This is a genomic window from Bacillales bacterium (assembly GCA_035700025.1).
GTDB lineage: Bacteria > Bacillota > Bacilli > Bacillales > DASSOY01 > DASSOY01.
The window spans coordinates 31981-51700 of record DASSOY010000025.1 but is presented as its reverse complement, the minus strand read 5'-3'; the positions used below and the strand labels follow the sequence as shown (position 1 = coordinate 51700).

16 protein-coding genes and 1 pseudogene are annotated in these 19720 nt (G+C 50.7%); 3 read left to right on the top strand and 14 right to left on the bottom strand.

Features of this window, described 5'->3' with window-relative positions:
• Positions 1–12: 12 nt before the first annotated feature.
• The 3 genes from hpaB to hpaI are packed head-to-tail and all read right to left on the bottom strand — an operon-like array spanning position 13 to position 3910.
• Positions 13–1488: a 4-hydroxyphenylacetate 3-monooxygenase, oxygenase component gene (hpaB, locus tag VFK44_04435; protein ID HET7627620.1), complete on the bottom strand. Its 1476-nt coding sequence runs from the start codon at positions 1486–1488 to the stop codon at positions 13–15.
• 14 nt (positions 1489–1502) lie between these two features.
• Positions 1503–2981 (bottom strand): 5-carboxymethyl-2-hydroxymuconate semialdehyde dehydrogenase, encoded by a 1479-nt coding sequence (gene hpaE / locus VFK44_04430; protein HET7627619.1) that lies wholly within the window; start codon positions 2979–2981, stop codon positions 1503–1505.
• A gap of 11 nt (positions 2982–2992) precedes the next feature.
• The gene (hpaI, locus tag VFK44_04425; protein ID HET7627618.1) at positions 2993–3910 is read right to left on the bottom strand and encodes a 2,4-dihydroxyhept-2-ene-1,7-dioic acid aldolase; all 918 of its coding nucleotides are present in this window, start codon (positions 3908–3910) and stop codon (positions 2993–2995) included.
• A 179-nt stretch (positions 3911–4089) separates the two neighbouring features.
• On the opposite strand from hpaI, the gene VFK44_04420 reads away from it, so the two are divergent.
• A complete protein-coding gene (locus VFK44_04420; GenBank protein ID HET7627617.1) occupies positions 4090–4965 on the top strand; it encodes a LysR family transcriptional regulator in 876 nt (291 codons plus the stop codon).
• 372 nt (positions 4966–5337) lie between these two features.
• Here VFK44_04420 and VFK44_04415 read toward each other — a convergent pair whose 3' ends face one another.
• From VFK44_04415 to VFK44_04375, 9 genes are all read right to left on the bottom strand, one after another.
• Positions 5338–7086: a glycoside hydrolase family 2 TIM barrel-domain containing protein gene (locus VFK44_04415; GenBank protein ID HET7627616.1), complete on the bottom strand. Its 1749-nt coding sequence runs from the start codon at positions 7084–7086 to the stop codon at positions 5338–5340.
• Positions 7087–7222: 136 nt separating this feature from the next.
• Positions 7223–8056: a carbohydrate ABC transporter permease gene (locus VFK44_04410; GenBank protein ID HET7627615.1), complete on the bottom strand. Its 834-nt coding sequence runs from the start codon at positions 8054–8056 to the stop codon at positions 7223–7225.
• Complete coding sequence (locus VFK44_04405) at positions 8053–8952, bottom strand: sugar ABC transporter permease (protein ID HET7627614.1); 900 nt, start codon at positions 8950–8952, stop codon at positions 8053–8055. Before VFK44_04405 ends, VFK44_04410 begins: the two co-directional genes overlap by 4 nt.
• A gap of 77 nt (positions 8953–9029) precedes the next feature.
• Positions 9030–10307: an ABC transporter substrate-binding protein gene (locus tag VFK44_04400; protein ID HET7627613.1), complete on the bottom strand. Its 1278-nt coding sequence runs from the start codon at positions 10305–10307 to the stop codon at positions 9030–9032.
• Between the two features lie 164 nt (positions 10308–10471).
• Complete coding sequence (locus tag VFK44_04395) at positions 10472–11383, bottom strand: helix-turn-helix domain-containing protein (GenBank protein ID HET7627612.1); 912 nt, start codon at positions 11381–11383, stop codon at positions 10472–10474.
• 338 nt (positions 11384–11721) lie between these two features.
• The gene (locus VFK44_04390; protein HET7627611.1) at positions 11722–12768 is read right to left on the bottom strand and encodes an aldose epimerase family protein; all 1047 of its coding nucleotides are present in this window, start codon (positions 12766–12768) and stop codon (positions 11722–11724) included.
• A gap of 30 nt (positions 12769–12798) precedes the next feature.
• Positions 12799–13977 (bottom strand): galactokinase, encoded by a 1179-nt coding sequence (locus VFK44_04385; protein HET7627610.1) that lies wholly within the window; start codon positions 13975–13977, stop codon positions 12799–12801.
• On the bottom strand, positions 13970–14950 hold the full coding sequence (gene galT, locus VFK44_04380; protein HET7627609.1) for a galactose-1-phosphate uridylyltransferase: 981 nt from the start codon (positions 14948–14950) through the stop codon (positions 13970–13972). The genes VFK44_04385 and galT overlap by 8 nt, the downstream gene beginning before the upstream one ends.
• 59 nt (positions 14951–15009) lie before the next feature.
• Positions 15010–16047 (bottom strand): family 43 glycosylhydrolase, encoded by a 1038-nt coding sequence (locus VFK44_04375; GenBank protein HET7627608.1) that lies wholly within the window; start codon positions 16045–16047, stop codon positions 15010–15012.
• Positions 16048–16201: 154 nt separating this feature from the next.
• On the opposite strand from VFK44_04375, the gene VFK44_04370 reads away from it, so the two are divergent.
• Both VFK44_04370 and VFK44_04365 read left to right on the top strand, forming a co-directional pair.
• The gene (locus VFK44_04370; protein ID HET7627607.1) at positions 16202–17425 is read left to right on the top strand and encodes an ROK family protein; all 1224 of its coding nucleotides are present in this window, start codon (positions 16202–16204) and stop codon (positions 17423–17425) included.
• Between the two features lie 932 nt (positions 17426–18357).
• Complete coding sequence (locus VFK44_04365; GenBank protein HET7627606.1) at positions 18358–19128, top strand: MerR family transcriptional regulator; 771 nt, start codon at positions 18358–18360, stop codon at positions 19126–19128.
• Positions 19129–19243: 115 nt separating this feature from the next.
• Here VFK44_04365 and VFK44_04360 read toward each other — a convergent pair whose 3' ends face one another.
• Both VFK44_04360 and VFK44_04355 read right to left on the bottom strand, forming a co-directional pair.
• Complete coding sequence (locus VFK44_04360; GenBank protein ID HET7627605.1) at positions 19244–19351, bottom strand: YjcZ family sporulation protein; 108 nt, start codon at positions 19349–19351, stop codon at positions 19244–19246.
• A 199-nt stretch (positions 19352–19550) separates the two neighbouring features.
• Positions 19551–19625 (bottom strand): annotated as a pseudogene (locus VFK44_04355) (YjcZ family sporulation protein).
• Between the last annotated feature and the right edge of the window lie 95 nt (positions 19626–19720).

Below are 19720 nucleotides of genomic sequence, written 5' to 3'. Positions count from 1 at the left end.
GCCGTCCCCCCCTTACGCCTTCACAAAAGTTGGCCGCGATTGTTTGGAACGTCCGAGAAAATCGCGAATTTGCGCCTTGTACGGCTCTTTGTCGTAATTGTTGAAGTAAGCCATGCCCATCTTGATCGGATCGCCAAAGAAATAATATTCATAATGCGTTTGCCGGCTGCCGAACGCGCTCATCGTCAAATCCCATGCGAGCCGGAACAACTGCACACGCTCATAGCCTTCGACGTTCTTGCCTTGCGTGGCGCGGTTTAAGAGCGTGCCGATTTCTTCATTTTCATAGTCGGCTTGCGTCGGGATGCCCATCATGCCGGATGCTCCGAGGATGCGAACGATTTCCGCCATCCGCGGATATACGCGCGGAAACCAGTTGCGCGCCGCATCGAGCGCCTCGTAATCAGGCGTCATCATACCCCAGCGATCGAGCTTCGCATTATGCTCCGCACGGAACAAATGCGATTTCATCGTTTCGAGCGTCAGCATGATTTCCGTCCCTTTGTCTTGCACGTGCTGGAAGCCGTCGATGCCGATCGCATCCATCACGCTCAACACGACACCGAGCAAAAACTCCGTTTTGGCGATGTCTTTCGCAATGACTTGGTGCGCCATATGCACGACCGCGTTCGTTTCACGAAACGCGCGGTTGCATACCGAGGAATTTTCCAAGATAAACACGCGGTCCCACGGCACGAGCACGTTTTCGAACGACACGATCGTGTCGCCTTCTTCGAAGCGCGAGCCGAGCGGATGGTCGTATTCATTCTTGCCGTAGTCGAACGACTCGCGGCTCAAATATTTCAAGCCCGGCGTGTTGTTCGGAAGCGCGAACGCGAGCGAATACGGATCGTCGAGCTCCCCTGCTTTCTTCACCGTCGAAGGAAAGACGAGAATTTCGTCGGTGATCGCTCCTTGCGTGGCAAGCAAACGAACGCCGTCGACGATAATGCCGTCGTCATTTTTTTCAACGAGATGCAGAGCAACATTCGCATCTTTCTGCTCATGCTGCGCTTTCGCCCGGTTCACTTGCGGGTGAATGAGCGTATGCGTCAAGCTCAAATCATTCTCGCGCGCATATTCCGCGTAACGCTTCGCGTTTTCCGCAAACATCGGATCGCCTTCGGCGAAAAATTCGTACGCGGCGCCCATCGCCATCACGTCGGCGTTCAAATAATCAGGCGAACGTCCCATCAAACCGCCGGAATACCGCTGCCACTCCATGATCGCCTCGCGGCGCGCGATCAAATCGTCGATCGTCTTTGGCTCCATGAACGTTTTTCCGACAAGATCGCCTGTCGTCGGTGATTCATAAAGCATTTTTTCAGGTTTTTCGTGCTGCAAATCGTACAAATCCGCCATCGAACGGACAACGCCTTTGAACGCCGGATGCTCCGTGACGTCCTCAACTCTTTCGCCGTGAATGTAGACGTTGTTTTTCGCTTTCTTTAATCGTTCAATGTATTGCTGGCCTGTTTTCGCCGGCATCTCCATCGCCTCCGTTATCGTTTAGGTATCTTGCCGAACTGCGGAATGTGATGCTCTCCGAGCGCGACGTGAATGACCTGGGTTTCGGTATAAAATTCGAATGCGTAATGCCCGCCTTCGCGCCCAATTCCGCTCGCCTTCGACCCGCCGAACGGGATGCGCAAGTCACGGACGTTTTGCGCGTTGATCCAAAGCATGCCCGCGTCGACCGATTGAGCGACACGATGGCCGCGCTGTATGTCTTTCGTCCACACGTAACCGGCCAAACCGTATTTGATGTCGTTGGCAAGCTGGATCGCTTCTGCTTCGTCTTTAAACGTCATGACCGCGAGCACCGGACCGAAAATTTCTTCCTGTGCGACACGCATGTCGTTCGTCACGTTCAAGAGCAGCGTCGGGGCCACGAAATTGCCGCGCCCATGTTCTTCAGGAATGACACCGCTTACAATTTCGGCGCCTTCTTCCTTAGCCGTCTCGATATACGACTTCACCTTGTTGAAATGTTCCCGGTGGATGAGCGGTCCGACTTGCGTCTTCTCGTCCATCGGATCCCCGACGACGATGTTCGCCACCCGCTCTTTCAACGCTTCCACGAATCGGTCGTGCAGCGATTCCTGCACGAACAGCCGCGAATTCGCCGTGCAGCGCTCGCCGTTGAAAGAGAAGATTCCCCATGTACACGCGTCGAGCGCGCGGTCGAAATCGGCATCGTCGAAGACGATGATCGGCGACTTGCCGCCGAGTTCCATCGAGAACCGCTTCAACGTGTCCGCGCCGTTTTTCATAATTTCCGAGCCGGTCACCGTTTCGCCGGTGAAGGAAATCAGCTTCACGTCCGGATGCGCGACAAGCGACGCGCCGGCCGTTTCGCCGAATCCGTGAACGACGTTGAACACGCCGTCCGGCAGCTCAGCTTCGGCGATAATTTCCGCGAGCCGGTTCGCCGTCAGCGGCGACAGTTCCGCCGGCTTCAACACGACCGTGTTGCCGGTCGCGAGCGCCGGCGCGATCTTCCACGTCTCGAGCATGAACGGCGCATTCCACGGCGTGATCAACCCGGCGACGCCGACCGGCTTATGAATCGTGTAATTGAGAAACTCGTTGTCGACGCGGTACGCTTCGCCGACCATGCGGCTCGATACCATTTCCGCGTAAAAGCGGAAATTTTGCGCCGCACGGGCGACCATCTTCTTCGTCTGGCTGATTGGCAGCCCGGTGTCGAGCGATTCGAGCGGAGCGATTTCGTCGATGTGAGCGTCGATCACATCGGCGATGCGGCGAATGTAGGTGAGCCGCTCGCTCACCTTCATCCGCCCCCACGGACCGCTCCGAAACGCTTCGTGGGCGGCCTGGACGGCTGCGTCGATATCCGCTTTGCCCCCCGCGGCGACGGCGTTAATTTTTTCATTCGTATAAGGGTTGTAGTTGTCGAACGTCTCGCCAGACCCAGCGTTCACGAATCGGCCATTGATGTACAGTTGGATGTCTTCCATTCGGTTCCCTCCTAAGCGTTCCCCGGGATGTTCACGTATCGGCTGAGCACCTCGCGAATTTCTGCCTGCAACGGTTCCGAAGGCAAATCCATCGGTAAACGCAGCGCCGGATGAATCTTTCCGATCATGCCGAGAGCCGCCTTCAGCGGTGCCGGATTCGTATCTTTGAAAAGCACGTCGTTGAGCGGCATCAATTCGTAATGCAAGTCCTGAGCCCGTTGGACGTTGCCGTCGCTCCACGCGTCATATAGCTCCGCCACTTTGTCGGGGACCACATTGGCTGTCGCACTGATGTATCCTGCCCCGCCGATCGCGAGCATCGGATAGCACAATAGTTCAATGCCGGAAAACAGCAGGAAATCGCGGCCGCAATTGAGTAACACACGGTTGACATGCTCAAAGTCTTTGTTCGATTCTTTCACGCCGATAATATTCGGGCAATCTTCAGCAAGCCTTGCAAGCGTTTGGACTTCAAGATTTACAGCGGTTCGTCCTGGAATGTTGTAAATGACAATCGGAATGTCGACGGATTCAGCTACCGTGCGGAAATGTTTGTACAACGCGTGCTGCGATGGTTTGTTGTAGTACGGCACAATGACGAGCGCCGCATCGGCGCCGATTTCCTCGGCTTTCTTCGTCAACTCCATCGTCTCGGCGTGATTCGTCGACCCCGTACCGGGCACAAACGGCACTCGGCCGTTCACCGCTCGATGCGCGGTTTCCATGACTTTCACGCGTTCTTCGATCGTCAATGAGCTCGGTTCCCCCGTCGTACCGGTGACCGATATGCCGTGACTGCCGTTTTCTATGTGCCAGTCGATCAAGTCCGAAAGCGTTCCGTAGTCAATGGAACCGCTTTCATTAAACGGCGTGATGATCGGGGCTACCGATCCCCGCAGACGTTGTTTCACCTCTTCGATCGTTGCCATAGAATCACTCCCGTATTGTTTTGTGCAGCACCAACCCTCTGGCTGCCCCTCATTCGCTTTCTGTGTGATCTATCACAATTTTCTTTACAATTTCACTATAGCACGCGTTATAATATATGAAAAATATTAATTTTGTAGTTATTTAATATTTATTTCATATGAAACAGGAGGAGAGAGTGATGGATTTTCGCCACCTTCGATACTTTGTCACGATTGCCCGCGAAGGACAAATTACGCGCGCCGCAAAAAAACTGCATATGGCGCAGCCGCCGTTGAGCCAGCAATTGAAACAGTTGGAAGAAGAACTCGGCGTCCTGTTGATCGAAAGAAACGGACGGAAAATGGAATTGACGAAAGCGGGCGAAGTGTTGCTTGAAAAGGCGGAAACGCTCCTTCATCAGATGGAGGAAACGGTCAAGGAGGTAAAGGAAACCGGCCACGGATTGCGGGGAACCTTGTCGATCGGCTGCGTGAAATCATGTTTCGCGCCGATGCCGGAGCGGATACGGGCGTTTCGCAAGAAATACCCGCTCGTGACCTTTCATTTGCGCAGCGGGGATTCGTTTCGGATGGCGGAAAACTTGCGCAACCGCGAGATCGAGTTGGCGATCGTCCGGCTGCCGCTGGAGATGAGCGATTTTCATGCCTTGCCGTTGCCGCAGGAGCCGTACGTAGCCGTCGTCCCGGAAGCGTGGACACAAGGGCGGGAAGAAAACATCCCGCTTGAAAAATTGGCCGCGATGCCGCTGGTGCTTTTGCACCGAATCAGCGGAGTCGGCCAATTCGAGACCGTGGTCAACCACTTCAAGGACCACGGTCTCGAGCCGAACGTCGTATGCGAATGCCCGGATGCGGCGATGCTGCTAGAGCTCGTCACGGCCGGCGTCGGCGCCGCCGTGCTGCCGGAATCGACCTTGCTGCCGCCGTACGGCGCCGGCCGCCGAGTGCTGCGCATCGAAGGACCGCCGCTGCTGTCGGAATCGGCGGTCATTTGGATGAAGGACCGCTACTTGTCAAAAAATGCGGAGCATTTTTTGGAGAGGTTTGAAGGGTAACGGGATTGACGTTGGGGGAATCGCTCATGAGAGTCGCTATTATCCCAAATGAGCCGCTGTTTTTTTAATATCGCTCACTGAACACGCTATTTCTGAAAAATAGCGAAAGTTGCGGCTTGCATTCGTGTGCATTCAGAAAATAGCGCACCTCATGCGCGATTTCATCTAAAAACGGGATTTTTCGAGAAAATAAGAACCGTGGTGAGCGATAATTCGCCGCCAGTAAAAAAAGGTGTCCCAAATGTGTCTTACATTTGGTGACACCCTATAAATTCTTAGCTGTCGTCAGTTGACTCGGTTGAATGATCGAATGTCATAAGGCTGACGCGCCCCGTCGCTTTTTAACGACCTTCTCGTGTCAGCCTCATTCTTTTATCGATTAATCTCCTTGATTTTCGCGAGATCGCATTTCGGTTGGCGGTCGTACGTGAGCAAGCCGTTGATCTCTTGCTCCACATCTGTCAACTGCGTGTAACAGAACCCTTGCACAACCGGCGATTTTCGCAAAACCTCGGTTTGCGCACGGTAAGCTTCCACAAGTTCATCGCCGGATTGAACGGTTGAATAACCCCAGCCTTGTGAATCGTCCATTTGATAAGCAATACCGCCGTATTCTGTAATGAGGATCGGTTCACCGCGATACTCGTAGCCTTCAGCGTAAATCAGCCGGTTCGACGGGGTCGTCGAGATTGCCCTTTCAATCGATGCATAAGCTTCGCGCATCTCTTCTGCCGACCGGTAATTATGAATGCCGAGAATGTCGGAAATCGTATGCTCCCAACCTTCGTTCGACAACACCGGACGTGTCGTATCAAGCGATTTCGTTAAGTAATACATCGCCAGCGAATGGTGTTGCTGCTGCTTTTCAATCGCTACCCGCGAAATGCCCCAGCTCTCGTTCAACGGTACCCACGTCACGATGCTTGGATGGTTGTAATCGCGCTTCACCGCTTCCGCCCATTCCGCGGACATGCGGCGTGCCGCTTCTTCACTGTATTCCGAGCAGTTCGCCATCTCGCCCCATACAAGAAAGCCAAGTTTGTCCGCCCAATACAAGTAGCGGGGATCTTCGACTTTCTGGTGCTTCCGCGCGCCATTAAAGCCCATTTCCTTTGCAAGCTCAATGTCTTTCTTCAAATCTTCATCGGTCGGCGCAGTCAGCAATCCGTCCGGAAAGTAGCCTTGATCAAGGACGAGCTTTTGGAAATACGGACGGTTGTTCAACATAAATTTACCGGCATCTATAGAGACCTTGCGCATGCCGAAATAGCTCTCGACGCGATCAACCGTGTTTCCGTCCGCGGTGAGTGTTAATTCCACGTCGAACAAGTTCGGATTTTTCGGCGTCCAATACCAGCCGTCGCCGTGGATGTTGCTGCGGTCCACCATGCGGTTGCGCAAATTAAAGCTTCGCTTCGTATACGCTTCATGAATCGTCATCGTGTCAGAGACGACGGTCTCGCCCTTGAAACGAATGTCCACATGCAATTGAACATCGCGGCCGTTGTAACCGCTCACGTCGAATTCAGCATCGATGTCACCGCGGTCAATTTGCGGCGTCCAGCGAACGGAATCAATGTGAACCGGATGAACAGGCTCAAGCCATACCGTTTGCCAAATGCCAGTCGTTCTCGTATAAAAAATCGATGCCGATTGCTCGTGCCAATATTGCTTGCCGCGCGGGATCGTTACGTCCTCAGACGGGTCTTCGGCACGAACGACCAGGTGATTGTCTTTGCCCTTCACGAGATGCGTAATGTCCGCCGAAAAAGGCGTATTCCCACCTTCATGCGTAACCGCCAATTCACCGTTCACATAAACTTGCGCCCAATAGTCGACTGCGCCGAAATGGAGCAATAGCCGTTTGCCTTCCCATGCTGAATCGACGTCAAATGTGCGGTGATACCAAACAACATCGTGAAACGATGGATCGTGGATGCCGCTCATTTTCGTTTGATAAGCAAACGGGACCACAATCTCGCGTTGTTTCGGGAATTTTTTATACCAGTTCTCGTCGACCCCTTTGTTCTCATCATCAAAAGCGAAATCCCATTTTCCATTTAAGTTCATCCATTCATCGCGCACAAATTGCGGACGCGGATACTCGTTTCTTACCGTCACAAAATCCCTCTCCTTCTCCCGGTGGCCGACCTGTCATTGATTTGATGGTTGCAACCTTTTTCGACTTCTTTGTCAGCCATTTTCAACACTTTCTTGGATTCATGCTCTTTTCAAAACGCCCTCACAGCATACAGGTTTATTTTATCCCGGTTCGTGTAATGCCTTTGATCAACTGCTTCTGGCCGATCATGAAAATGACAAAAATCGGCAAAGTCGCCAACGTCGTCAAGGCCATCAAACGTCCGTAGGAGGACGTAAAACTTCCTTGGGCCATGATCGAAATCCCAGTCGTAATCGTGCGCATTTCCGGGGAGCTCGTCGCGACGAGCGGCCAAAGAAAGTCGTTGTAAATCGTCATGAACGAAAAAATGCCAAGCGTCCACATGATCGGGCGCGCCGTCGGAATGACCACCCGGGTGAAAATCTTCCATTTGTTCGCCCCGTCGAGAACGGCGGCTTCTTCGAGTTCTTTCGGAAATCCTTTGAAAAATTGATACAGCAAAAACACACCGAAGGCATTCCCGGAGTACGGTAAAATCAGCACTGCGTACGTATCAAGCAAGTGGAACGCATTGAATTCCATATACAAAGGCAAAAACGTAATGACCCACGGGATCATCAACGTTCCGACGAAAACTGCAAACAACGTTTTTCGAAAATAAACGTCCAGGCGTGCCAACCCATAAGCGGCCATCGCATCGACAACGACGATGATCAAGGTACCGGCAATGCCGACGAAAAGGGAGTTGAACACCCACTTCAAGACAGGTACGTCCAATCCTTGTTGCAGAAACATATATTTATAGTTTTCGAATGTGAAATGTTTCGGCAGCCAGTGTAAGCCGCCGACGAGCGCCTCCGTATCCGACTTAAACGATGTCGAGAGCATCCAAAACAGCGGAGCCAGGAAGAAAATCGCGACGACGGAAGCAAGAATAATTAGCCCGGTCGTTTTCTTTTTGTTCCTCATTCGCTTTTTCCTCCTTTGCCGATGTTCGATACTTTAAATTGAAAAATGGAGATCAAGATCATCACGAGCGCCATCGTAATGGCCATCGCGGACGCCGAACCTAATTCGCGTCTGGAGAACGCTTCCTCGACGATTTCCATGAGCAGCACCCTCGTGGAATCCCCGGGTCCTCCGCGGGTCATCAAGTAAGGTTGACCGAACACGTTGAACGATGCAATTGTCGACGTAATGACGACAAACAACGTGATCGACTTGATCGAAGGCAAAGTGATGTTTGTCAGCTTTTGCCAAGCGCTGGCGCCGTCGATCGATGCGGCTTCATATAACTCGTCGGGTACGTCGTTCAACGCATTCACGAAGATGATCATGTTAAATCCGATTGTCCACCATATTGTCGCGACAACGATCGAAATCCACGCATACGGAAGCGTTGTCAGCCATGGAACCGGCTGAAAACCTAAAGCCGTCAAATAATTGTTCACCAAACCGGCATTCGTGTCGAGCAGCCAAAGCCAAACGACGGCAATGACGGAAACGGAAATCGCGTAAGGAATGAAGTAGGCGGTGCGGAAAAACGTTTTCAAACGTTTCGGCAAACTGTTGACGAGCAAGGCAAGCGCCAGCCCGATAACCACCAGCGGCGGCACCGAATAAACGACGAATTGAAACGTATTCCAAAACCCCGTGAAAAATTCGGAATGCACAAGGGTGTCGGAGTCGAAGAGCGCGAGATAGTTTTTCAAACCAACCCAAGGATGTTCCTGGTCAAGCAATCCCCAATCATGAAAACTGATATAAATGCCATAAACAATTGGAATAAATAAGAAACATAAAAACATGACCAAATAAGGCACGACGAACAAAGTCGAAGTGAACGAGCCTTTCGGTTTTTTCACGGTGAACCTCCTCTGAACAGAAAACGGAAGAATGGGAGCGGGCAGTGTTCGCCCGCTCCGCTTCTTCCCGTAAATGGTTATTGCGCAGCTTTATTTGCTTGTTCTTCAGCTTTTTTCAAAGCTTCCATCGCGTCCGCTTTGTCCAACAACACTTTGTTGACAGCATCCCAAAGCGGAGTCGTGTAAGTGCCCCAGTTCGGATCTTTCGGAGCAAATTGCGCGTATTCAAATTCTTTGACGATGGCCGGTTGATATTTCAACGACTGGAATTCCTCGCTCTGATAAGTCGCTTTCGCGGCCGGAGCTTGACCGGATTTCGCCCAAGACATGCCGTGTCCGCCGACGTATTTCAAGAAGTCCATGACAGCGGTGACCGTTTCTTCGTCGTCGCTTTTCGGAATCGCGAAGTTATGACCATCGGTGAATACTGCTTGCTGCTCAGTGCCGAGCTGCGGCACCGGAGCTTCCCCGAAGTTCAAACCGGCTTCCTTAAACTGGTTCAACATCCAAGGACCGTTGAATTGGATCGCATTTTTCCCTTGCAAGAAGAGCGTGACTTCGCCGTCTTGTTGGACGTTAGGCGGCGAAACTTTGTATTTGTAAATCAAGTCGTGTTCGAATTTCAATGCGTTGACGACAGCATCCGAAGTATAATCAACTTTGCCGTCTTTCAACATTTTTCCGCCGTTTTGATAAACGATCGTCGGGAAAATGAATTGCTGCGGCCAGAGCGTAGGCACGACATATCCGTATTGCCCTTTGCTCGCGTCCGTCAATTTCTGCGTCACCTTCAAAAATTCTTCGCGCGTTTGCGGCGGTTTGTTCGGATCCAATCCCGCGGCTTTGAACATGTCTTTGTTCCAGTACATCATGAGCGGATGGATGTCCAACGGAATCGCATACAAGTTGCCGTCAAACGTATCTTGCTCAATCGCGGTTTGGTTGTAATCCGACTTTTTAATTTTGTCGCCGACAAAATCATTTAAATTCTTTAATAAGTCTTTTTGCACGTATTTCGTCAGCTGGTTGCCGTGAATGATAAGAACATCAGGTGTTTTCCCGCTGTTGAAAGCAAGGTCCACTTTTTTATAATAATCGGTAAAAGGAACAATTTGAAAATCGACATGAACTTTGTCTTGCGATTTGTTATACGCATCGACGATTTTCTTCATATTCGGACCGTCAGGACCCGAGAATGGTCCCCAAAAAGAAATGTTCGTTGTTCCGCCGGAGTCGCCGGAACTTCCGGAATCTCCCGAATTACCATTGTTGTCGGTCGATGCCGAGTTGCCGCCGGAACAGGCGGCCAATGCAAAGATGAGGATCGCGGCCAAAATCAAGCCCAAACCTTTCATTTTCTTCACAGATTCTTCCCCCTTAATGGATAGTTGGTACCGCTTTCACATAAGTTAATTAAATTACTTAACTTATCGCGTGGGTTCATTATAGCATGATAGCATGTTTTATTACAACAATTTTTTAAACAAAAAAATATCACCGTTCCCCCGGCTCTTTTCGGTCAACCGGCGCTCTCCTCGCCGCTGCCGACATACTGTACTTTCAAAATCAAGTCTTGCTCATAGTTCCCGAACTTACGCCCGAACAAATTGACGCCTCCCCGGTTTTCCGCTTCTTTCTTTACCCCGATTTTTACGGAAATAAACGGTTTATCATGTAACTTCAATTGCCGCACTGTGATGTCGGACATTTTCGTACCGTCAACGAAACAGCCTTCCTCTGTCACACGCCACCTTTTCAACATGCCGAATTGCGTATTGTTCATGTCCCACCAAGACGGGGTAAGAAATCCTCTTTCACCGCCAAAGTCTCCTGGGGAGACCCAAGTCGCCAGTTCGACATCATTCACCCACAACGTAATGTCCGACGGCCAGTCCAATCTCGAATACGGAGCTTCCGAACAAAGTTCGGCGGAAAACTCGAAAACTTCGATCTCTGCCCCGAATGGAATGCGGTTTGGAAAGCGGTACGAAACGTAACCGTGACGAAACCAAATAAGTTGAGCTTCTTTGTGATGCGGTTCGTAAAAACTTCTCGGCTCGTCGAGCATCCCGAGAAACCCGTGCTCATTGAGCAGTCCGCAAGACGGTTCGACTTCGCAATCCACATATTCCCCAATCGGCATTTCGACCATGACACTGTCGCCGGATTTCGATACTTCCGGACTTAGGTCGATGACGATGCGATCGTATTTTTTCGAACTGATTTTCCGACTGCCCCTGCCAGGAATGATTTCCGTCGACAGCAGCCCGGCGTCTTCCAGTTTTTTCACATTCACCGCCGTTGTAGAAAAGGGCAAGTTCAACTTCTCGGAAATTTCATTGACATTCATCGGTTCTTGGCTCAATAGTTTCAAAATATTCAAGCGGTGAGCATTCGACAGCGCCTTCGTTGCTTGCACGGCTTGTTCCATTGATAAGTGTAGTGTCCTCATCTAATTACATTCATCCCTTTATTACAACTTTTCTTAAAATATACCATAGAAGAACGCTGGTCGAAATGCTAGAGCCATATAGAAGGCTGATGAGAGTTCTTTTTCTGCCCGATTGAGCGCGAGTGGAATAACGTCTGGTGTTTTCGACTTAGTCTTTTTATAAAAAGAGGAACAAAAGCCGCAGTTGTCCGTGCCATGATGAAAAGCCAATGGTAGACGGCGAATGTTTATTTATATGAAAGGACATGTAAAAATAGAAGATAAGACGTAAAAAAGAGTGTCGCCGAGCACTTGGCTCACAACGACACTCTTTGCTATCATTTGACGACCGAAAAAGAAAACGTCGTCTTCGCCCGATAGGTCTCGTTTTCCCGCAGCACCACAGACGACCATTCAGGATGATGGATTGCGTCAGGCGGTTTTTGCGTTTCTAGGCAAACACCGAGATGTTTGCGGGCCCGCGTTCCCCGGATGTCAAACGAATCGTCGAGTTGATTGCCGGAATAGACGACGACGCAAGGTTGATCGGTCGTAACCGTCAATTGCCGGCCGCTCGTTTCATCGGTGAGAACGATAGGTTTCCGGGTCTCGATCATAAACGGATGATCGAATCCGCCGCCGGCGAGCTTGTTTTGCGGGTGGGCAGAGTTCGCGCCATTGCGAAGCGGACGTGCCTCCCGGAAATCAAATGCCGTCCCTTCTACATCGAGTTCCCTTCCAGTCGGAAGCAGTTCTTCATCGATTTCCAAAAATTTCTCGCTCGGCAGCTTCAACGTATGGTCCAAAACGTCCCGCTGCAAATCCCCGCTTAAATTGAAATACGTATGGTTGGTCATGTTCAGCAATGTCGCTTCGTCTGTCTTGCCTTCATAAGTGACCACCCACTCGTTCGCATCGGTCAGCAAATACGTCACTTTCAATGCCAACATGCCCGGGTAGCCTTCTTCTCCGTCACCGCTCGTATAACGCAATATCGCGCCGGCTTCTTTTTCGTTTTCGACGATTTCGGCATCCCAAACGACGTCGCTGAAACCCTTTTTCCCGCCATGCAGGTGATTTTTTTCATTTTCATTCTTCGCGAGTGTGAACCGTTTTCCGTCCAATTCGAACGTGCCGCGCCGGATTCTTCCCGCAACCCGGCCGACTACCGCCCCAAAATACGGAGAAAACTGCAAATACTCTTCCATCGAGTCGAATCCGAGCACGACGTTTTGCAAGTTCCCGCTTGCATCAGGCTGGACGATTTTCGTAATAATGCAGCCGTAATCGATGAACGACACTTCCATCCCGTTGTCGTTTTTCACCGTAAACAGCGTTACATTCTTTCCGTCAACTTCTCCAAACTTTCTTTGAAACACTTCCATGGCGTTCCTCCTCATCTCCCGATCAAGGCTTTAGACAACCGTCGTTTTCAATTCTTTGACACCGTCTCCGGCTTTGCAGCTGTAAAACGACGGCTCAAGCCCCGTTTCCCGTTCATAAATCGCCGCTACCCGCGTTTTAAACGATTCGATTTCATCCGCGGCGACGAGACTCACGGTACAACCGCCGAAACCGGCGCCCGTCATGCGCGTACCGATGCATCCTTCCGCCTGCCGCTGTGCATCGAACAACACATCCAATTCACGCCCGGTCACTTCGTAATCGTCCCGCAAAGACACATGAGACTGCTCCATCAGTTCACCGAAGCCGCGCAAATCTTTGTTTTGCAGCAACCGTGTTGCTCGAACGACCCTGTCGTTTTCCTTCACGACGTGACGCACACGGCGACGCACCGTTTCGTCTTCAATCCGGCTCTCCAATCGTTCGAAATCCGCGACTGACAGATCACTCAATGTATTCAACCCGGGTTCGATTCGTTGCAAGGCCGTCAATCCGGTTTCGCACTCGCTTCTCCGTTCATTGTATTTCGAGTCGGCAAGCCCGCGCCGTTTGTTCGTGTTCGTTATGACAATCTTATAATCGCCGAGGTCGAGTGGGACCTCTTCCTTTTTCAACGTACGGCAATTGAGGAATATCGCATGGTCTTTGCGGCCGAAACCGACTGCAAACTGGTCCATGATCCCGGTGTTGACGCCGATGAAACCATTTTCCATCCGTTGGCAAATGAAGGCGAGTTCCTCGACCGGCAGCTTGTGTCCCGCAAGTTCCGACAACGCTAAGGCAGTCACCATTCCGATCGAAGCTGAAGAGGACAGTCCCGCTCCGTTCGGTATATTTCCGTTATAATAAAGATCGGCACCTTCGAGCTTCAAGCCTTCCGCAATGAGTTCCTTCATGATCCCCTTCGGATAATTCCCCCAAGGATCGTTCCGATCAAAGTCTAAGTGATCCACATCGAAATGGACTGGACGGCCGGGAAAATTTTCGCTGACAAGATGAAATTCACCGTCACGCCGCGGCCGCACGACAAGAATCGTGCCGATTGTCAACGCCGCAGGCAGCACCCAGCCCCCGTTGTAGTCCGTATGTTCGCCGATTAAATTGACGCGTCCAGGCGCAAAAAAGACGCGAATGGTGTCTTTATTTCCCGGAAAATAATGTTGAAATTGAGCGAGTGCATGTTCAATCATGGCGGCCTCCTTCTTTATGTCGTGAAATGGCATTGCGCAAAATTTCCGCATTGTCCTCCACCTTCGTTGGATTCGCAGCAGCCCAGCCTCCCGTCTCCGAAGAGGCATTATATTTGATTTTGTCCTTTTCCCGCAACGGAGGATAGAATTCGATGTGAAAACGATAATAAGCATCCGCATTTTCCCCGTTGACCGGGCTTTGGTGCATCACCATCATATAAGGGAACAGCTTGTCGTAAATGTTGTCCATACCGCCGACGATGTCTTGCAGCATGTCTGCTAATTCCTGTTTCTCCTGTTCGCTGAACTGTGTGATTTTCGTATGATTCGTTTTACTGACGACAAACACACCGTAAGGATAATCGGTAAAAAACGGAATGAACGCGATGAAATGTTCGCTTTCAGCGATCACCCTTTCACCGAATCGTTTCTCTTCTGCGATCATGTCATCAAAAAGGTTTCGCCCGTTATTGCTATAATAAGCCTTGCATGAATCAAGCTCCGTCTTCACTTTCAGCGGCACGAACGGATATGCATAGATTTGTCCGTGCGGGTGAGGCATTGTTACCCCGACTTCTTCGCCGCGATTTTCAAAAATCATGACGTATTTGTGTGACGATACTTTCGCCAATTCGACGAAGCGTTCTTCCCAGAGACCGACGAGCTTGCGCATATGTTCCCGGCTTAAGTCCGGAATTGTCGCACGGTGGTCCGGGGAGTACAAGACGACTTCGCATTTCCCTTCGGCTTTCCTCGTCTCGTACAAACCGCCTCCAACCGGGTCCGGCTGCGGAGCCTGTGGACTCAATACCGGAAAATCGTTCGGATACATGTAAACGTCATAATCATCCGGGACTTTCCCTGATCCCGGACAAAATGGACAATCGGTTTTTGGCAAATTCGGCCGTTTCTGCCTTTTCGCCGATACCATCGTCCAATCTCTCAATAAAGGGTTATATCGCAATTCAGCCACTGGCTTCTCCTCCTCCATCTAGTTGACACACTCCATCTGCCTTCGTTCCAACCGCCTGTTTAACGGATCACGGGACCTTCCTGTTTCGTCTCGCTTGGAGACTTCCCTCTGATAAGCGGCCACCCGTCTTTCCAAATGATCCGGTCGAGCATTAACGGACGTCGAGTAGCCCCGTTCCACAACAACGGATCTTTTTTATCGATCGCATGGTAAAGCATCCAATCCTGACCGGCGTCGTCCGTGACGACCGTTATGTGGCCAGGACCAACGAATTTCCCGTCTTCGCGCGCTTTTAATACGTCCGTTCCTCCATATTCCGTCAGTTTCACGCCGTTTTTGTCCACATACGGTCCTTTCAACGAGTCAGACCGTCCCACCGCTACGTGATAAGTGCTGTCTGCCCCTTCGCAACAAGAGCCGCGCGAACCGAAAAAGTAAAAATGACCGTTTTTCTTAAAAAGGAAGGCACCTTCATACGTGTCTCCCGCGATCTGAAACTTCTTCCCGACCGTTGAGAATCCGTCCTTTGAAAGTTGGACCCCGTAGATGCCGTGAAAACTTCCCCAGAACAAATACGGCGTTCCGTCGTCGGTCACGAACAATTGCGGATCGATCGAGTTGTTGACACCGATTTCGCTGCTCAAAAACAGTTTGCCGTGATCTTGAAACGGGCCTTCCGGCTTTTCCGAAGTGGCTACACCAATCCCGGGATCCGGGTCTCCCCATAAAGAGAAGGAATAGTATAAATAATACTTACCGTTAAACCGCGAGATGTCCGGTGCCCATAATCCGCCGGCCGGTTTCCAGTCGGGCTTTTTCTTAAAGGCTTCCCCAACGTATTCCCAATCGATCAAGTTCGTCGAACGGACAATCGGAATCAACTTCGATTCGACTTTCTCTCCCCACGCATCTTCCGTGCCGTAAGCGTAGAAATAACCATCATCCGCCCTCACGACGGTCGGATCCGCAAGAACCGGTTCGAAAACCGGGTTCACGTAATGCGTTTTTGCCGCGTTTCCCATATTTTCATAAACAATGAAACCGCCAACGAATGCTGCGAAAACAACAGAGAGGGTGATCAATAATTTTTTGTTCATGGCTCCCTTTCTTACTTAATTAATTTTATTTTCTTTCATTGTAGTGTTTCTCACGCATTTTTGCAATGGGAAGTTCCCCGGCAGTATAATAAGGTTAACCGTAGTTTGAAACGATTGATTGGCAACAATCGATAGAATAAAGGAGAGACAGACCATGCCGCAATCACCGACCGTGGGAAGCTTTCAGTTGATGAAATCGCTCAACCGCTCGCTTATTTTAAACACGATCCGCGAAAAAGGCTCGATTTCACGCGCCGACATCGCCAAATTAACAAAACTGACCCCGCCGACCGTAAGCAACATCGTAAAAGAGCTGCTCGAATCGAAAATCGTCATTGAAAAAAGTCAAGGCGTTTCCCGCGGGGGGAGAAAACCGACGATGCTCGTCATTAACGCCGAACAATTCCACGTAATCGGCATCGATGTCGGCCCAAAAGACATTAAAGTCGTGATGACCGATTTGAACGGGAACATCGTTGAACAGTTCCAGGAAGATCTTACAGAGGGCATCACGAGCACCGAGTTGTTGGAACTGATGAAAATGAGCGTGCTGCGCCTGTTGCCGCAAAAACGGAAAAGCAATCATAACGTGATCGGCATCGGTGTCGGCATGCACGGCATGGTCGACGTAAAACAAGGAATCTCGCTATTCGCCCCGAATTTGCGATTGCGGGACATCCCGATCAAAGACTATTTGGAAAAAGAGTTTCGTATGCTCGTAAAAGTGGAAAATGATGCGCGGGCGATGGCGCTCGGCGAATCGTGGTTCGGCAGCGGAAACGGCGCCGATTCGCTCGTATGTGTCAACGTCGGGCGCGGCATCGGCGCGGGTATCATCATCGATGGCAAACTGTTTCACGGCTCTCACTTCATCGGCGGCGAAATCGGGCACATGACGATCGACATCAACGGGCCGCAATGTGACTGCGGCAATTACGGCTGCTTGCAATCGCTTGCCGCCGGTCCCGTGATCGCCAAACGGGCCGCGAAGCGCATTGCCGCCGGAGAGCAAAGCCTGTTGACGAAATTAACCGGCGGACGTTTGCAGGACATCGACGGTGAAAAGCTCCATGAAGCCGCGAAACAAGGAGACGCATTGAGCAAAGAAATTTTACGGGAAACGGGCGTATATCTCGGCATCGGTCTCACCAACTTGCTCCATACCGTCGATCCGGCGCGAATCGTCATAGGCGGCGGCGTTTCCCGTTCCGGAGATTTCGTGCTCGATCCCGTGAAAGAGACGGTGAAATCCCGGGCATTGACGAATTCCGCCAAAAAGACGGACATCGTCCAAAGCAACCTTGGTGAACAAGCCACAGCGCTCGGAGCCGCCACTCTCATCCTCGTCGAATTGTTTTCCGCGAGACGAACAGCCTAACGCGGCAAGGGGTGTAAAGAGGATTTCGGTGCGATCGCCAAGATCGATATATCGGAGGAGATGCGATGACAGCTGTCGATTTGTTCGTTTCTGTTTATTTTCTATTGCTGTTGTCAGGATTCTATGTAAGTTATAAGTATGCTTCATAAAAGTTGAAACACAAATACGGATCAGTTTTATTTGAGGTCTCTGTAATTCATTTGATTCTTGGAAGTATTCTCGTTTGTTGCTGGTTTTTATTTGCGAGAAGCACGAACGAATTCCTATACTTCACTGGACTTGTATTTGGAGGCGGATTCGTTGTAGTCCTTGAACTCCTTTTGGCGGCGCTTGTGTCATGGAAAATCAGAAAAAATCAACGCAAACAAGAACCATCCTAGAAGGAAACGGCCGGCCGATGACAGAACCGCTCAAATCGATTTGAGCGGTTCCCGCTTGTCTCTCATGCCATACTTCATCCCTCCGAACCCCTGCTTTCGTTCTGAAAGAGACGATCCGCCGCGTGTCCTTTTTCCCAATTTTTGAAAAACTGCCCCTTTGACAAATGTTTTGTTGTATACTGGCAAAACAGATAATAGAAATTTATGCAGAATAAGTGATCCCGCCTACCGGGAGGTGATCACGTTGACTCCGTACGAATCTCTCACCTTGATGATAACCTTTGGGTTATTGATCGCTACCATTTTGAATTCGCGGAGACCGTAAGCTGACACTTATTCTGCATCCTCAACCAAAGTGCCCCTGCACTTTGGTATTTTATGTTTCTGCTGCTTGTTCGTATACCTTTCTTAATCCACTCGTGTATTCCGCCCGGCAATTTGAAAAATAAGTGCTTAAAGTGACACGCACGGTGCTCTGCAATCGATTGCAAAAAAAGAGTTGACCTTGACGTTACGTCAAGGTGTATCGTGAAAGTACGAGGAGGTGAGACCATGGAATATACGGTTCAAAAACTCGCGCGAACCGCGGGGGTGAGTGCGCGGACACTGCGGTATTACGATAAAATCGGATTGCTCAAACCGGCGAGAACCAACACTTCCGGTTACCGCATTTACGGCCCGAAGGAAGTCGACTTGCTGCAGCAAATCTTGTTTTACCGCGAACTCGGCGTCAGCTTGGAAACGATCAAATCCATCATTTCCGCCCCGTCCTTTAACCGTGAACAAGCTTTGCAAGATCACCGCAAGCAGCTCCTCGAAAAAAGAACGCATGTAGATCATTTGATCGCCAACGTCGAGCAAACGATCGAAGCGATGAAAGGAGGAAGAAAGATGACCGATCAAGAAAAATTTGCGGGATTCAAGGAACGTCTGATCGAAGACAACGAGAAGAAGTACGGAAAGGAAATTCGCGAAAAATACGGCAACCCAACGGTTGAAAAAGCGAATGCGAAAGTTCGCGGCATGACGCAAGACGATTACGAGAACGTGACGCGGCTGGCAAACGAAGTGGGCGAAGCGTTAAAGAAAGCGATGGCGGAGGGAGATCCTGCGGGCGAAGCTGCGCAGCGCGCAGCCGACTTGCACCGGCAATGGCTGACGTACTATTGGGACCGCTACAGCAAAGAAGCGCATGCCGGGCTGGCGCAAATGTACGTCGACGATGAACGGTTCAAGAAACATTACGACGAAATCAAGCCGGGAGCGGCGGAATTTCTTCGTGACGCGATTTACTTTTATACCGGTGCAGCAGAAAGGGGATGACGCAGTCCCCTTTTTTTATGTACGACAATAAGAGGGGCACGATCGCCCCTCTCGTTCCGATCCGTTTCATTCATAGGAGGTTGAATGGGTCACTGCATGGGGGATGTCCTTTGGCTTAATAAACGTAAGACGCTCCGATAATGATCAACAAAATAAACAACACAACGATCAACGCGAAACCGGCACCATAACCGCCGTAGCCGCCGCAACCGTAGCCCATCATAACACCTCCTTTCCGAGAAACGATCTTGCCCGAACGTTATCAAACCCGTAATTGTAAGTCTTAAAGGGCAGACTGCCGGCATGCAACCCTTCCCTTGCTTAACGGGAGAGTTTTACCACCAGAAAGGTACCCTTCCGAATCCGCCGTAGCCATAGCCGCCATAACCATAGCCGCCAAAGCCGTAGCCGCCTCCGTAACCGGCAGCTCCGACAATGATCAACAGAATAAACAGCACTACGATTAACGCAAAGCCGCCTCCGTACGATCCACTCATGGGAAAAACTCCTTTCAAAAAAACTTTGAACTGCAACGGCGAATCGCATTCGCCTGTTACACTACTACCCTATGCGCCCTTTCGCTGTGCCGTAG